The organism is Janthinobacterium sp. GW821-FHT03A03 (assembly GCF_059421435.1).
Map to the genome: position 1 here is coordinate 184,381 of NZ_JBWKUZ010000005.1, position 13,065 is coordinate 197,445.

18 protein-coding genes and 2 tRNA genes are annotated in these 13,065 nt (G+C 62.8%); 13 read left to right on the plus strand and 7 right to left on the minus strand.

What is annotated here, in order from left to right:
• The first annotated feature begins 17 nt into the window (after window positions 1-17).
• The 7 genes from AC07VI_RS13150 (at window position 18) to AC07VI_RS13180 (ending at window position 4,878) form a co-directional block, all read left to right on the plus strand.
• Window positions 18-320 carry an urease subunit gamma gene (locus AC07VI_RS13150; RefSeq protein ID WP_086144764.1) on the plus strand — a complete coding sequence of 101 codons (303 nt, stop codon included), beginning with the start codon at window positions 18-20 and terminating at the stop codon, window positions 318-320.
• A gap of 91 nt (window positions 321-411) precedes the next feature.
• Window positions 412-741, plus strand: coding sequence for an urease subunit beta (locus tag AC07VI_RS13155; protein WP_086144765.1), 330 nt, complete (start codon window positions 412-414; stop codon window positions 739-741).
• Window position 742: 1 nt separating this feature from the next.
• Entirely contained in the window at window positions 743-2,443 is a 1,701-nt protein-coding gene (ureC, locus tag AC07VI_RS13160) for an urease subunit alpha (protein WP_492994824.1), read from the plus strand.
• A gap of 11 nt (window positions 2,444-2,454) precedes the next feature.
• Entirely contained in the window at window positions 2,455-2,979 is a 525-nt protein-coding gene (gene ureE, locus AC07VI_RS13165; protein ID WP_086144767.1) for an urease accessory protein UreE, read from the plus strand.
• Complete coding sequence (locus AC07VI_RS13170; RefSeq protein ID WP_086144869.1) at window positions 2,979-3,659, plus strand: urease accessory protein UreF; 681 nt, start codon at window positions 2,979-2,981, stop codon at window positions 3,657-3,659. The genes ureE and AC07VI_RS13170 overlap by 1 nt, the downstream gene beginning before the upstream one ends.
• Window positions 3,660-3,682: 23 nt before the next feature.
• Complete coding sequence (gene ureG / locus AC07VI_RS13175) at window positions 3,683-4,321, plus strand: urease accessory protein UreG (protein WP_086144768.1); 639 nt, start codon at window positions 3,683-3,685, stop codon at window positions 4,319-4,321.
• Window positions 4,318-4,878 (plus strand): HupE/UreJ family protein, encoded by a 561-nt coding sequence (locus AC07VI_RS13180; RefSeq protein ID WP_492994821.1) that lies wholly within the window; start codon window positions 4,318-4,320, stop codon window positions 4,876-4,878. Before ureG ends, AC07VI_RS13180 begins: the two co-directional genes overlap by 4 nt.
• Window positions 4,879-4,892: 14 nt before the next feature.
• Here the strand turns inward: AC07VI_RS13180 and AC07VI_RS13185 are convergent, their stop codons facing one another.
• Window positions 4,893-5,504 (minus strand): 1-acyl-sn-glycerol-3-phosphate acyltransferase, encoded by a 612-nt coding sequence (locus tag AC07VI_RS13185; RefSeq protein ID WP_086144770.1) that lies wholly within the window; start codon window positions 5,502-5,504, stop codon window positions 4,893-4,895.
• A 248-nt stretch (window positions 5,505-5,752) separates the two neighbouring features.
• On the opposite strand from AC07VI_RS13185, the gene AC07VI_RS13190 reads away from it, so the two are divergent.
• A complete protein-coding gene (locus tag AC07VI_RS13190; protein WP_086144771.1) occupies window positions 5,753-5,986 on the plus strand; it encodes a hypothetical protein in 234 nt (77 codons plus the stop codon).
• Between the two features lie 197 nt (window positions 5,987-6,183).
• On the opposite strand, the gene AC07VI_RS13195 is transcribed toward AC07VI_RS13190, so the two are convergent.
• From AC07VI_RS13195 to AC07VI_RS13205, 3 genes are all read right to left on the minus strand, one after another.
• Complete coding sequence (locus tag AC07VI_RS13195) at window positions 6,184-7,239, minus strand: alkene reductase (protein WP_086144772.1); 1,056 nt, start codon at window positions 7,237-7,239, stop codon at window positions 6,184-6,186.
• A 56-nt stretch (window positions 7,240-7,295) separates the two neighbouring features.
• A complete protein-coding gene (locus tag AC07VI_RS13200; RefSeq protein ID WP_492994818.1) occupies window positions 7,296-7,592 on the minus strand; it encodes an ArsR/SmtB family transcription factor in 297 nt (98 codons plus the stop codon).
• Between the two features lie 147 nt (window positions 7,593-7,739).
• On the minus strand, window positions 7,740-8,099 hold the full coding sequence (locus AC07VI_RS13205; RefSeq protein ID WP_086144773.1) for a DUF1304 domain-containing protein: 360 nt from the start codon (window positions 8,097-8,099) through the stop codon (window positions 7,740-7,742).
• A gap of 211 nt (window positions 8,100-8,310) precedes the next feature.
• Here AC07VI_RS13205 and sugE point away from each other — a divergent pair, with 211 nt between their 5' ends.
• Both sugE and AC07VI_RS13215 read left to right on the plus strand, forming a co-directional pair.
• Entirely contained in the window at window positions 8,311-8,631 is a 321-nt protein-coding gene (gene sugE / locus AC07VI_RS13210; protein WP_070217981.1) for a quaternary ammonium compound efflux SMR transporter SugE, read from the plus strand.
• Window positions 8,632-8,738: 107 nt separating this feature from the next.
• Window positions 8,739-9,068: an SMR family transporter gene (locus tag AC07VI_RS13215; protein WP_071076659.1), complete on the plus strand. Its 330-nt coding sequence runs from the start codon at window positions 8,739-8,741 to the stop codon at window positions 9,066-9,068.
• Here AC07VI_RS13215 and AC07VI_RS13220 read toward each other — a convergent pair whose 3' ends face one another.
• Complete coding sequence (locus AC07VI_RS13220; protein WP_492994815.1) at window positions 9,069-10,031, minus strand: M14 family metallopeptidase; 963 nt, start codon at window positions 10,029-10,031, stop codon at window positions 9,069-9,071.
• A 139-nt stretch (window positions 10,032-10,170) separates the two neighbouring features.
• Here AC07VI_RS13220 and AC07VI_RS13225 point away from each other — a divergent pair, with 139 nt between their 5' ends.
• The gene (locus AC07VI_RS13225; RefSeq protein WP_492994813.1) at window positions 10,171-11,283 is read left to right on the plus strand and encodes an acyltransferase family protein; all 1,113 of its coding nucleotides are present in this window, start codon (window positions 10,171-10,173) and stop codon (window positions 11,281-11,283) included.
• 49 nt (window positions 11,284-11,332) lie between these two features.
• On the opposite strand, the gene AC07VI_RS13230 is transcribed toward AC07VI_RS13225, so the two are convergent.
• Both AC07VI_RS13230 and AC07VI_RS13235 read right to left on the minus strand, forming a co-directional pair.
• Window positions 11,333-12,022, minus strand: coding sequence for a tetratricopeptide repeat protein (locus AC07VI_RS13230; protein ID WP_139842416.1), 690 nt, complete (start codon window positions 12,020-12,022; stop codon window positions 11,333-11,335).
• A 139-nt stretch (window positions 12,023-12,161) separates the two neighbouring features.
• A complete protein-coding gene (locus AC07VI_RS13235; protein ID WP_492994811.1) occupies window positions 12,162-12,626 on the minus strand; it encodes a hypothetical protein in 465 nt (154 codons plus the stop codon).
• 148 nt (window positions 12,627-12,774) lie between these two features.
• On the opposite strand from AC07VI_RS13235, the gene AC07VI_RS13240 reads away from it, so the two are divergent.
• Window positions 12,775-12,852 (plus strand) — tRNA-Val (locus AC07VI_RS13240).
• Window positions 12,853-12,941: 89 nt separating this feature from the next.
• Window positions 12,942-13,018 (plus strand) — tRNA-Val (locus AC07VI_RS13245).
• Window positions 13,019-13,065 lie beyond the last annotated feature (47 nt).

Genomic DNA, 13,065 nt, shown 5'->3' on the forward strand with positions numbered 1-13,065 from the left:
GAAGCACAAGGAAAACCATGGACCTGACACCCCGCGAAAAAGACAAGCTGCTCATTTTTACGGCCGCGCTGCTGGCCGAACGGCGCCTGGCGCGCGGCTTGAAGCTCAATTACCCGGAAGCGGTGGCCCTGATCAGCGCCGCCATCATGGAGGGCGCGCGCGATGGCAAATCGGTGGCGCAGCTCATGGCGGACGGCACGAAGATACTCTCGCGCGCCGACGTCATGGACGGCATCGCCGAGATGATCCCCGATATCCAGGTGGAAGCGACTTTCCCCGACGGCAGCAAGCTGGTGACCGTGCACCACCCGATACCGTAGTTTTCCGGCCAGCCAGGGCGTCACCCGCGCCAGGGCTGTTCTTGCGCCGGCCACCCGCCGGCAAGCGTTGCGATCTTTGAAGGAGTCTCACATGACCCCAGGCGAATACAAACTGGAAGAAGGCGAAATCAGCCTCAATGCGGGCCGCGCCACGGCCACCGTGGTGGTGGCCAACCGGGGCGACCGGCCCATCCAGGTGGGCTCGCACTTTCACTTTTTCGAGGTCAACCCCGCGCTGGTCTTCGAGCGCTGGCGCGCCTACGGCATGCGCCTCAATATCACGGCCGGCACGGCCGTGCGCTTCGAGCCGGGCCAGCAGCGCACCGTGGAACTGGTGGCGCTGGCGGGCGAGCGCAAGGTCTACGGCTTCAACGGCGCAGTGATGGGCGAACTGCAGGACACTCCACCAGGAAAGGATTGAGATGGCCAGCATTCCCCGCAGCGCGTATGCCGAGATGTTCGGCCCCACCAAGGGCGACCGCATCCGCCTGGCCGACACGGCACTGTTCATCGAGATCGAGCATGACTACGCGATCTACGGCGAAGAGGTGAAATTCGGCGGCGGCAAGGTGATCCGCGACGGCATGGGCCAGTCGCAGCGCTGCGCGGCCGAAGTGATGGACACCGTCATCACGAATGCCGTCATCCTCGACCACTGGGGCATCGTGAAGGCCGATATCGGCCTGAAAAACGGGCTGATCTCCGGCATCGGCAAGGCGGGCAACCCGGACATCCAGCCGGGCGTGACCCTGGCCATCGGCGGCGCCACCGAGATCATCGCCGGCGAGGGCATGATCGTCACGGCCGGCGGCGTCGACACGCACATCCACTTCATCTGCCCGCAGCAGATCGAGGAAGCCCTGATGAGCGGCGTGACCACCATGCTGGGCGGCGGCACGGGGCCGGCCGTGGGCACGGCTGCCACCACCTGCACGCCGGGACCGTGGCACTTGCACGCCATGCTGGCGGCCGCCGACGCCTTCCCGATGAACCTGGGCTTCATGGGCAAAGGTAACGTCAGCCTGCCGCTGCCGCTGGAAGAGCAGGTGCGCGCGGGCGCCATCGGCCTGAAACTGCATGAAGACTGGGGCAGCACGCCGGCCGCCATCGACAATTGCCTGTCCGTCGCCGACCGCATGGATATCCAGGTGGCGCTGCACAGCGACACCCTCAACGAGGGCGGCTTCCTCGAACATACGCTGGCCGCCTTCAAGGACCGCACCATCCACACGTTTCACACGGAAGGGGCGGGCGGCGGCCATGCGCCCGACATCATCGCCGCCGTGGGGCAAGCCAACGTGCTGCCCTCGTCGACCAACCCCACGCGCCCGTTTACCGTCAACACGCTCGACGAGCACCTGGACATGCTGATGGTGTGCCACCACCTGGACCCGGCCATTGCCGAAGACGTGGCCTTTGCCGAGTCGCGCATCCGCCGCGAAACCATCGCCGCCGAAGACATCCTGCACGATATCGGCGCCATTTCCATGATGTCGTCCGATTCGCAAGCCATGGGGAGAGTCGGCGAAGTGATCATGCGCACCTGGCAGACGGCGCACAAGATGAAGGTGCAGCGCGGCGCCCTGGCGCCCGACACGGCGCGCAGCGACAATTTTCGCGCCAAACGCTACATTGCCAAGTACACGATCAACCCGGCCATCACGCACGGGATATCGCACGTGGCCGGCTCCATCGAGGCGGGCAAGATCGCCGATATCGTGCTGTGGAAGCCGGCTTTCTTCGGCGTCAAGCCGTCGATGATCTTAAAGGGCGGCATGATCGCCGCCGCGCAGATGGGCGACCCGAACGCCTCGATTCCCACGCCGCAGCCCGTGCATTACCGCATGATGTTCGGCGCCTTCGGCGGCGGCCTGAAAAAATCGTTCACCTTTGTCTCGCAGGCGGCATGCGAGCTCGATATCGGCCACCAGTTGAAACTGAACAAATCCGTCATCGCCGTGAAGAACATGCGCGGCCTGCGCAAGCAGGACATGATCCACAACGGCGCCACGCCGCACATGGAAGTGGACCCGGAAACCTATGCCGTGCGCGCCGACGGCCAGCTGCTCGTGTGCGAGGCGGCGGCCGTGCTGCCGATGGCGCAGCGTTATTTTCTATTTTAGCGAGGGACACCATGCTCACATTGCATACCAGACTGGCGCCTGACGACACTCGCGCCGCCGTTGTCCAACTCGTGCTGCCCTACGACCAGCGCGAAAAATGCCGGCTGCGTGCCGTGCTGTCGAATGGCGAAGAGGTGGCCGTGTTCACCGTGCGCGGCACGGTGCTGCGCGACGGCGAGCGCATGACGGGACCGGGCGGGCAGGTGGTGCGGATCGTCGCCGCGCGCGAAGCGACTTACCTGGTGCGCTGCGCGGATGCCCACACCCTGCTGCGCTGCGCCTTTCACCTGGGCAACCGCCACACGCAGGCGCAGGTGGGCGACGGTTTTTTGCGCATCCGCAAGGACGTGGTGCTCAAGGAGATGCTCGAACGCTTGCAGGCGACCGTGACGGAAGAAAGCGCGCCGTTCGAGCCGGAAGCGGGCGCCTACGGCGGCGGCCATGGCCACCACGACGGCCACGGCCAGCATTTGCTGGCGCCCGTGCCGCTGCGGCAGAAGATCCACCGTCCCGGCGATGCACCGGGCGCCGCATGATGCAGGCCTCGGCCCTGCTGCATCTGTTGCAGTTCGCCAGCCCGGCCCTGCCCATCGGCGCCTACAGCTATTCGCAGGGGCTGGAAGCGGCGCTCGAATCAGGCCTGGTGAGCGACGCGGCCACGGCGCGCGCGTGGATCGCCGAGCATCTGACCTTGGTGGTGGCGCGCTGGGAAGCGCCCCTGTGCTGGCGCTTGATGCAGGCGTTTGCAGCGCAGGACCTGGGCGCCGTGCAGCGCTGGAGCGAGCGTTTCATCGCTTCGCGCGACACGGCGGAATTTCGCGCCGAGACCATCCAGATGGGATACTCATTGAGCAAATTGCTGGCCGAACTGGGCGTGGCCGACGGCGTCTTGATCGACATGCTGCAGGGCCGGCCGGAGGTGGCGCTGCCCACCGCCTATGCCTGCGCCGTGGCGGCGCTGGCCATTCCGCGCGAGGAGGCGCTGCTGGCCATGCTGTTCGCCTGGGCGGAAAACCAGGTGCTCGTCTGCGTCAAATCCGTGCCGCTGGGGCAGGTGGCGGGCCAGCGCCTGCTGCTGTCGCTGCGGCCCGACCTGGAAGCGGCCGCGCTGACGGCGCAAACCTTGGCAGACGACGAGATGGGCAACTGGGCGCCGGGCCTGTCGCTGCTGTCGATGCGCCATGAAGTGCAGTACAGCCGCCTGTACCGTTCCTGAACACTACACCGAGAGACCACAACATGACATCGATTACCTCAAACCCCCTGCGCGTGGGCATCGGCGGCCCCGTCGGCTCGGGCAAGACGGCCCTGTGCGAAATGCTGTGCAAGGGCATGCGCGAGCGCTACGACATGGCCGTCATCACGAACGACATCTATACCAAGGAAGACATGGAAATCCTGCTGCGCGCCGATGCCTTGCCGGCCGAGCGCCTGATGGGCGTGGAGACGGGCGGCTGCCCGCACACGGCCATCCGCGAGGATGCGTCCATCAATCTGGAAGCGATCGCGCGCATGCAGGCCGATTTTCCCAATCTCGACCTGATCCTGGTCGAATCGGGCGGCGACAACCTGGCCGCCACCTTCAGCCCGGAACTGTCGGACCTGACCATTTACGTGATCGACGTGGCCGGCGGCGAAAAGATCCCGCGCAAGGGCGGGCCCGGCATCACGCGCTCCGATTTGCTCATTATCAACAAGACGGACCTGGCGCCCTACGTGGGCGCCAACCTCGACGTGATGGCGCAGGACGCCAGGCGCATGCGCGGCGAGCGCCCCTTCGTGTTTACCAACCTGCGCAGCGGCGACGGCGTGCAGGTCGTCATTGATTTTATCCGCGAGCAAGGTTTGCTCGATCAACCCGGCAAGGAGCTGCAATGAGCGCAACACTGATGAGGAAAACGGCCGCCGCGGCCGTGCTGTGCCTGCTGGCCTTGCCTGCCATGGCCCATCCCGGTCATGGCGAGAGCGCGGGCCTGCTGGCCGGTTTTGCCCATCCGTTCACGGGCATCGACCATTTGCTGGCCATGCTGGGCGTGGGGCTCTGGGGCGGCCAGCAGCGCCGCGGCTGGAGGCAGCCCGCCACTTTCCTCGGCATGATGCTGCTTGGCGCGCTGGCCGGCATGGCGGGCTTGACGGTGCCAGGACTGGAAACGGGCATCGCCGCCACGGTGGCGCTGGCGGGACTGGCCATCGCGCTGGCGCTGGCCTTGCCGAACTGGCTAAGCTTGGGATTGGTGGGGATGTTTGCGCTGGCGCATGGCAATGCGCATGGCCAGGAATTGCCGGTCGCCTCGGCCGCCTGCGGCTTCCTGCTGGCCTCGGCCATGCTGCTGTGCGCTGGATGTTTCACCGGCCAGGTGCTGGCCGGGCGCGTGCTGCGCCTGGCCGGCGTGGCCATCACGGCCGCCGGCGTGGTGCTGATGGGGCTTGCTTAATCGTTTAAGCGCGTTTAAGCGCCGGGGCGCTTCTCGGACAGCACGATGGGCGCCGCCTTTTCCGGATGCAAGCCCTGATGGCCCGCATATACGGCGGCGATGGCCGCCATGTCGGCCTCCTTGTCGCCCGTCAAGTACAAATGGTCGACGACGCCCAGCACCTTGTTCGGATAGTCGATGTAGACGAGCAGCAAGGGTACCTTGGCGGCCAGCGCCAGGTGATAAAAGCCGCTTTTCCAGTTCGGGCGGTAGCTGCGCGTCGCTTCCGGCGTGATGGCCAGCCAGTACCAGTCGGCGGCCAGCATGCGTTCGGCCTGGCGGCCGATGGTGCCGCTGGTGGTGCTGCGGTCGACCGGTTCGCCGCCCAGGTAGCGCAGCACCTTGCCCATGGGGCCGCGGAACAGGGAGTCCTTGGCCAGCCAGCGGAACGGCAGCGACAGCGCCCATTTGCCGAACAGGCCCACCATGAAATCCCAGTTCGACGTGTGCGGGTAGACGACGGCGATGCCGCGCGGTCCCGGCAGGGGACGAAAGCGCATGCGCCAGCCGAACAGGTGCAGCACCCGCAGCGCGCAGCGCTGGTGCCAGGTGGGCAGCGCGCCCGGCTGTATGAATAAATCGTCCATTGATACCCTTCAGTGACACTGTTTTAATGGGATGGCGCTGATGGCCATTTTCCTTGAAGCAAAATTCTGCGCAGGCATTCTATACGGGGCTGGCGGTGGCGACAAGCAGCCGGGCCCGCTATCCATGCGGTATCGGGGCTCTTCGTACTGCCATTTTAACCATGCCCGGGCTCTGCGCCGGGCACTAAATGCCTGCCATGTGGTCAAAACTTGATGCAGTGTAGATCCACCAGACATGGAGCCATGGCATGAAGAACAGTATCGATGCATTCAATAGCAGCAATGACGGGGAGAATGTCAGAACGGACAAGGCGATGGCCGAGCTGGTCGAACGGGGCGTCGCTTTCCACCACGCCCTGGGCAGGACGGTGGCGACGGCTTATCTGCGCGAGCATGCCGTGCCGGCCGAGGTCATTTACCGCGTCTTCAGCAGCGCCCAGGCGCGCCGGCCCGCGCGTCCGGCGCGGCGCCGATGGCGTTGAGCGGCCCGGGTGTTGCGCATTTGGTGTTGAGATAAAACAAACGGCGGGCGTTTCGATAGCCGCGCTTTTTCTGCGCTTGTATCGTTGCGCCCACCGCAAAGGGCGGGGCGCGCCGCGGGTGGACCGCTGCACGCTGGTTTGTCGGCGATTCGCTGGCTGTTAGCTATCTATTTGCCAGTTGTCTATCCGCTGGCTGCTCAGGCCAGCGCCGGATAGTCCGTGTAGCCGGCCGCGTCCGGGGCGTACAGGGTGGCCGGGTTCAGCGGGTTGAGCGGCGCATCGCTGTGCAGGCGGATGGGCAGGTCCGGGTTGGCGATGAACCACAGGCCGAAGGCCACGGCATCGGCTTCGCCCTTGGCCAGCAAGGCTTCGGCCGCCGCCTTGTCCATTTTTTCGTTGGCAATGTACACGCCGCCGAACTCCTGCTTCAGGTAGGGGCCCAGGCGGTCGTCACCGAGCGCTTCGCGCGCGCAGATGAAGGCGATGCCGCGCTTGCCCAGTTCGCGTGCCACGTAGCCAAAGGTGGCGCGCGGGTCGGAATCGCCCATGTCGTGCGCGTCGCGGCGCGGCGCCAGGTGCATGCCCACCTTGTCGGCGCCCCATACTTCTATGCACGCATCCGTCACTTCCAGCATCAGGCGGGCGCGGTTTTCGATCGCGCCGCCGTAGTTGTCCGTGCGCAAGTTGGTGCTGTCTTGCAGGAACTGGTCGAGCAAGTAACCATTGGCGCCGTGGATTTCCACGCCGTCGAAGCCCGCTTTCTTTGCATTTTCGGCGCCCAGGCGGTAGGCGGCCACGATGCCGGGGATTTCTTCCGCGTCCAGCGCGCGCGGCGTGACGAATTCCTGTTGCGGGCGCACCAGGCTCACATGGCCGGCCGGCTTGACGGCGCTGGGCGCCACGGGCAAGTCGCCATTCAGGAACAGGGGCGCGGAAATGCGGCCCACATGCCACAGTTGCAGCACGATCAGGCCGCCCGCCTCATGCACGGCGCGGGTGATGTGTTTCCAGCCTTCCACCTGTTCCTCGGACCAGATGCCCGGCGTGTCCGCATAGCCCACGCCCTGCGGCGTGACGGCCGTCGCTTCCGAGATGATCATGCCGGCCGAGGCGCGCTGCGCGTAGTACTCGGCCATCAGGGCGTTGGGCACGCGCCCCGGATTGCCGGCGCGCGAACGCGTCAGCGGCGCCATGATGATGCGGTTTTTCAGTTGCAGGCTGCCGATGGTGATGGGGTCGAATAAGGTTGTCATGATTGCTATTTTTCCTGTCGAGAGTGCCGCGGACGGCGATATGGATGGGGTTGCTGTTACAGACCTTGCTGCATGTGCTCCAGAAAGGCCTCGATGGTGGCTTCATTGCGCTTGAAAAAGCTCCATTGGCCAACTTTCCTGGCGGAAATCAAGCCGGCCTTTTGCAAGGTGGCCAGGTGGGCCGAGACCGTCGACTGCGACAGCCCCAGCCGGCGGTCGATCAGGCCGGCGCAGACGCCGAAGTCGAGCGGATGGTCTTGTTCGCAAAAATACTGCTCCGGCTCCCTCAGCCATTGCAGGATCTGCCGCCGTACGGGATTGGCCAGCGCCTTGTGGATGGCGTCGATGTCCATGCTGTTTCTCCTGGTCGATGTTCGTCTTCAAACGATATATGTATCGTCTTTTGTGAATTTCAATATCGTCATATTACGATATAAATGAAAAACGTGCTGGCCGGGGGATTTTTCAGGCGGGGCGGCCCGCTGGCCGCCCGGCGGGAATCAGGCGAAGTGAAACAGCAGCAGGGCGAGGATGGCGGGCACCGTTTGCAGGTAGAGGATGCGCGTCATGACGGTCATCGCGCCCCACAGGCCGGCGACGGCGATGCAGGCCAGGCCGAACACGGTGAACGCATGGGCGATGGCCGCGTCCGGGTAGAAAAAGCCCAGCGCCAGGGCCGCGACGAGAAAGCCGTTGTAGCAGCCCTGGTTGGACATGGCAGGGCGGACGATTTCCGCTTTTTCCTTGCTCAGGCCAAAGACCTTGCGTCCGCGCGTATCGAAAAGGAGGGTTTCCAGCAGCACGATGTAGATGTGCAACAGCATAATGATCGCCGTCAGAATCTGGGCCAGAACGTGCATCGTCGCTCCTGAAAGTTTTGGATTCAGCAATTATGCTGCCACAAGCATGTTTTTTGGCAATATTTGATTGGAGCGGCCGCACTGGAAAAAATGTACTGGCGGCAAGACCTTTCACCGAATGGTATACTTTTCCCTTTGCTCCTGTGGGGACGACCCCGCTCGATGTGGGGCTGCATGGCGGGGACGACCCTGCCGCCTCGGGAGAATAATCATGGCGTGGATCATCCTGGTCTTGGCTGGCTTGCTGGAAATCGGCTGGGCCATCGGCCTCAAATACAGCGCCGGCTTTACCCGCCTCGTGCCATCCGTCCTCACGGCGGTGTCCATGCTGGGCAGCGTGGTGATGCTGGGCCTGGCCCTGCGCACCTTGCCGCTGGGCACGGCCTACGCCATCTGGACAGGCATCGGCACCGTGGGCACGGCCATCTTCGGCATCATGGTGCTGGGCGAACCGGCCAGCGCCGCGCGCATCGCCTGCATTGCCCTGATCGTCTCGGGCATCCTGGGCTTGAAGCTGCTCAGCCCGCAATAAGGTTTTCCTGACGCGCCCCGCGGCGTCGCGTTGCCTGCCTGAGCGGGTGACGGGCGGGGCGTTGTTGTTTCCGCCCTCTTTGAAAGGATGCAAGCATGAGCCTTGCCATGACGTATTTCTACCTGGCCATCGCCATCATCGCGGAAGTCATCGCCACCAGCGCCTTGAAGGCGTCCGATGGTTTCAGCCGCCTGTGGCCCAGCATCATCACCGTGATTGGCTACAGCATCGCGTTCTGGTGTTTGTCGCTGACCTTGAAGGTTATTCCTACCGGCATCGTGTACGCGATCTGGTCGGGCGTGGGCATCGTGCTCATTTCCGCCGTCGGCTGGTTCTGGTTCAAGCAAAGCCTCGACACGCCGGCCTTGATCGGCCTGGGGCTGATCATTGCCGGCGTGCTCGTCATTAACTTGTTTTCCAAGTCGGTCGGCCACTAATCAAAAGCTGGCAGCCACCCGCGCCAGGTAATACCACTCGGCGTTGGCTGCCGCACTGACGTCCGGGAAGAGGATGTAGGCGTCGAATTCGGCCGTCACGGGCGTGCCGTCCGCGCGCACGCCGATCTGCTCGCCCTGTTTGACCTTGTCAAAGCTGGACCAGGTCTTGATGAAGCGGTCATCCGCGTGCAGCTTGTCGTGCACGACGACCATGTTCAGCGCTTCCATGTCCGCGTCGGCGATGGCTTCCGGTTGCGGCGCATCAATGAAACCGAGGAAAGCCAGGGTGTTCATGATGGCGCGGTAGGCCACGTCCGGCGCGGCCGGGTCCGCGTGCTGGCCGCATTCCAGGGTCAGCGCGTAACCGCCCGTCGAGCGCATGTATTCCGTCGTGCCCACGCCATAGCGCAAGACCAGGCCTACCTGGTCGCTATTGCCCAGGCGGCGCTGCACGCCCTGGCCATACGCATGCAGCCAGCCATCGACGAAGCGGCGCACGCCCAGGCGGCGCGCCAGTGCGCGTTCCTGTTCTTCATGTTTAAAAGGTTGCAGCGGGCCGTCGTTGTTGCGCGGCCCCACCATGACGAAAGGCTGGCTGTCGGCATTGAACGAGTGCAAATCGAGCAGCACGTCGTGCTGGCCCAACAGCGGGCACAGCCAGTTGGCGATGCGGTCTTCGAAATCCTGCGGATTATCGTTTGGAAACAAATTGCGGTTCAGGTTGCGGTCGCCGCTGCGCACGCCCTTGGCGTAGGCCAGCGGGTTGGTGATGGGCACGAAGGTGACGCTGCCGGCCACGATGGAGAGGGCGCCGCTGTCGAGTTCAGCCATCACGCGGTGGATGCCCTTGGTGCCGCAGGTTTCATTGCCGTGCACGGCGCCCGTGATGATCAGGCGCGGGCCGCTGCCCTGGCCCGTGTAGTTGATGGACTTGAAGTGGAGTGCGCTGCTCATGCTGGACATATCCTATGCTGTTGCGGGAAGGGAAAGCGGGGTCGGCATATTTTAGCGGGATTCGCCGTGCACGCCTGCAAAAATGTGGCCATGGCGCACTCTGGCGTGGCATGATCGGCGCCACCGTTGTTTTCCCTTGCCGATTTCCATGACCAGTACGTCCCATCCTTCCCGCCTGTACGGCCTCGACACCTTGCGGGCGCTGGCAATCGTGCTGGTCTTCATGAACCATTATTTGCTGTTCGTCAGCGAGGGCGGGGCGTTTGGTTTCTGGGGAGAAATCGGCTGGACGGGCGTGGACCTGTTCTTTGCCCTCAGCGGCTATCTGATCGGCAACCAGATCTTTGCCGCCTTGCGCAGCGAGCACGGCTTTTCCTTGCCGCGCTTCTATGCGCGGAGATTTTTGCGCACCTTGCCCAATTTCTATGTCGTGCTGGCTTTGTATTATGTGTGGCCCGCGTTCCGTGGCGACAGTGCGCTGCTGCCCCTGTGGAAATTCCTGACGTTTACGCAAAACATCAACCTGACGCCGGGCACGGCGTTTTCCCATGCCTGGTCGCTGTGCGTGGAAGAGCAATTCTATGTGCTGTTGCCGGCCGTGGCGCTGGTGATTGCCGCCTGCCGCAAGTCCTTGCTGTGGGCCTGGCTGGCCGTGGCCGCCAGCTTGATCGTCGGCATGCTGGTGCGCGCCTATCTGTGGGATGAGTACGTACAAGTGCCGCGTGGCGGCCTCGGCTATTACAAGTACATTTATTACGCGTCGTGGTGCCGTTTCGACGAGCTGGTGGCGGGCGTGGCGCTGGCGCTGCTGAAAAATTACCACCCTGGCGCCTGGCTGCGCCTGACATCCCATGGTAATCGCACTTTGCTGGCGGGAATCTTTGGCACGGCGCTGATGTTTTATGTCTTCCTCAACGATCACTATGGTCATGCGGTGACCGTGTTCGGCTATCCGGCCCTGGCCGCCAGTTTTACCTTATTGCTGATCGCCGCGCTGAGTCCTGCCAGTGCTTTGTATCAACTGCGCGTGCCGGGCGCGGCCAGCCTGGCGTTGTGGTCGTATGCGATTTATCTGTTGCACAAACAACTGTGCATCTTGCTGCGGCCACTCTTGCAGGATATGGGGTATGGCCCGGACGGCGCGCCGGCGATACTGATCAGTGTTGCCGTCAGTATCTTTACGGGCTGGCTCTTGTATAGAGTGGTGGAAACGCCGTTCATGCGATTGCGGGCGCGTTATGTGCCGGCTAATCACCGCTGAGGTACGGCATTTCCCGCAGTGGGCTTTGCCAAGGCTGCATCATGCATGTTTAACGCCGGCCAAAGCCCGAGCCGGAGCCAACCCTCGTGCCAGCGCAGCAAAATATATCGTCGAATCTTTCAACGGATTTCATTTTTTCAAACAAGCTGGCCTTGAGTATTTCTCCCCTTTCCCTCTCTCTTTTGCTCATGTGAGATAGTGCCTCGTTGATTTGTGGCCAATCGCAAAAGGTGTCATGTGGCGCGCAAAAGGAGTGCCATGCATAGGCCTCGGCAATATCGTAGACCTTGGACTTTTTGTCTACGTAGTACAGGAGGACGTTCATCTCTGCCTTGGCAAATCCCCGTTCCGCAGCGCCGCGAAATAATTGCAGCAAGTCCGCATCGCGCGCGCCTCCGCGGAGCTGCAAGACGCTGGCAAGGTGGAACATGGATGGCGGGAAAAATTTCGCGGCGGATTTTGATAGGTAGAACACCGCAGTGTCGAGGTCACGGTCCTCGCAAGCGCCGAGGTAGGCCTTGATACCCATCAAGTGCTGAGCCTGCGTATCGCCGCTGTCGGCGCGCGTCTTGACGAGTGTGTGTGATTCAGTGCTGCAATCTTGCGGCAATGCCTCTACGATACGCTGGCTCGCAGGTGCCTGCACATCTTCTGCGCCGGCTACGCCTGGACCAGCCATGGCGGCAATCAAGAGAGTAGATTGCAGCCACATGGCGATCTTGGTTGAACGTTTTTTCATTGTCTCTCCTGGCCTGATGGTCATTTCAAATGGCGTGCTGCCGGTGTTGTCGGCAGGCATCATTGTTCTTGGAATGTACAGGAACCTGCTACGACGAAATTGACGTGGCGCATTTGACAGGCAAGTTCGCAGGAGTAAATTACATATCGATCACATCGAGTCCTCGCGGCGTGCCCACCAGTAATTCCAGGATGGCATGCACGCGCAGATTCGTGTCTTCGTGTTCCGTGTTGACGATCAGGGCGCGCAGGCCGGGCACGGCTTCCGCGATGTGGGGACTGGCGTAGGCATTGATCAATAACAAGACCAGGTCCGTGGCACCCGCGCCGGGCTGGCGCCGCAGCCGGTCGTGGATCACGTTCAACAGCGCGCGCTGCATGCGCGGCGTGGGATTGGTGATGTAGGCGAAGACGCTCGGCGTGTTGGCGACGGCCGCGCACAGACGCCGCTCCATCTCGTCGGGCTTCACGTCGGAAGCGATATCGAAATACGCGGCTTCCCAGCGCGTGCGCGCATACGGGTGGCCGGGCGGGAAGGAGTCGGCCGTTTCAAAACCGCAGATGCGGCTCAGGGTTTTCAGCCAGGCGAATAGGGTGGAGTTCATGCCGCGATTCTAGCGGCATTCCGCGCATGCCGGGCCGACTGTATATCAAGGAGGCTGACGCCCGGGAAGCGGATGAAAAACAGATTAAAGTTTCCTGTAAAACAGCCCTTGTCATTCTGGGAAAGCCTCTCTATAATGCTGGTCTTCGGGGCGGGTTAGTTCAGCTGGTTAGAATACTTGGTCGACATCCAAGGGGTCGGGGATTCGAATTCCTCACCGCCCACCAGAATTTAGCAGTAGGCAGTTTTTAAGAGTTTTAAGCTGGCGCAAGCCGCAAGCGGTCATTTGAAATACAATGATCAACAAAAGTTTTACGGGCGGTTAGTTCAGCTGGTTAGAATACTTGGTCGACATCCAAGGGGTCGGGGATTCGAATTCCTCACCGCCCACCAGAATGCAGTTAGAGAGAAAGGGTAAACCGGTTATGACACCGCGAACT

What these genes read in the sequence shown, in the direction of transcription:
- AC07VI_RS13150 (WP_086144764.1), top strand. Translation starts at nt 18, where the DNA reads ATGGACCTGACACCCCGCGAAAAAGACAAGCTGCTCATTTTTACGGCC.
- AC07VI_RS13155 (WP_086144765.1), top strand. Translation starts at nt 412, where the DNA reads ATGACCCCAGGCGAATACAAACTGGAAGAAGGCGAAATCAGCCTCAAT.
- ureC (WP_492994824.1), top strand. Translation starts at nt 743, where the DNA reads ATGGCCAGCATTCCCCGCAGCGCGTATGCCGAGATGTTCGGCCCCACC.
- ureE (WP_086144767.1), top strand. Translation starts at nt 2,455, where the DNA reads ATGCTCACATTGCATACCAGACTGGCGCCTGACGACACTCGCGCCGCC.
- AC07VI_RS13170 (WP_086144869.1), top strand. Translation starts at nt 2,979, where the DNA reads ATGCAGGCCTCGGCCCTGCTGCATCTGTTGCAGTTCGCCAGCCCGGCC.
- ureG (WP_086144768.1), top strand. Translation starts at nt 3,683, where the DNA reads ATGACATCGATTACCTCAAACCCCCTGCGCGTGGGCATCGGCGGCCCC.
- AC07VI_RS13180 (WP_492994821.1), top strand. Translation starts at nt 4,318, where the DNA reads ATGAGCGCAACACTGATGAGGAAAACGGCCGCCGCGGCCGTGCTGTGC.
- AC07VI_RS13185 (WP_086144770.1), bottom strand. Translation starts at nt 5,504, where the DNA reads ATGGACGATTTATTCATACAGCCGGGCGCGCTGCCCACCTGGCACCAG.
- AC07VI_RS13190 (WP_086144771.1), top strand. Translation starts at nt 5,753, where the DNA reads ATGAAGAACAGTATCGATGCATTCAATAGCAGCAATGACGGGGAGAAT.
- AC07VI_RS13195 (WP_086144772.1), bottom strand. Translation starts at nt 7,239, where the DNA reads ATGACAACCTTATTCGACCCCATCACCATCGGCAGCCTGCAACTGAAA.
- AC07VI_RS13200 (WP_492994818.1), bottom strand. Translation starts at nt 7,592, where the DNA reads ATGGACATCGACGCCATCCACAAGGCGCTGGCCAATCCCGTACGGCGG.
- AC07VI_RS13205 (WP_086144773.1), bottom strand. Translation starts at nt 8,099, where the DNA reads ATGCACGTTCTGGCCCAGATTCTGACGGCGATCATTATGCTGTTGCAC.
- sugE (WP_070217981.1), top strand. Translation starts at nt 8,311, where the DNA reads ATGGCGTGGATCATCCTGGTCTTGGCTGGCTTGCTGGAAATCGGCTGG.
- AC07VI_RS13215 (WP_071076659.1), top strand. Translation starts at nt 8,739, where the DNA reads ATGACGTATTTCTACCTGGCCATCGCCATCATCGCGGAAGTCATCGCC.
- AC07VI_RS13220 (WP_492994815.1), bottom strand. Translation starts at nt 10,031, where the DNA reads ATGTCCAGCATGAGCAGCGCACTCCACTTCAAGTCCATCAACTACACG.
- AC07VI_RS13225 (WP_492994813.1), top strand. Translation starts at nt 10,171, where the DNA reads ATGACCAGTACGTCCCATCCTTCCCGCCTGTACGGCCTCGACACCTTG.
- AC07VI_RS13230 (WP_139842416.1), bottom strand. Translation starts at nt 12,022, where the DNA reads ATGAAAAAACGTTCAACCAAGATCGCCATGTGGCTGCAATCTACTCTC.
- AC07VI_RS13235 (WP_492994811.1), bottom strand. Translation starts at nt 12,626, where the DNA reads ATGAACTCCACCCTATTCGCCTGGCTGAAAACCCTGAGCCGCATCTGC.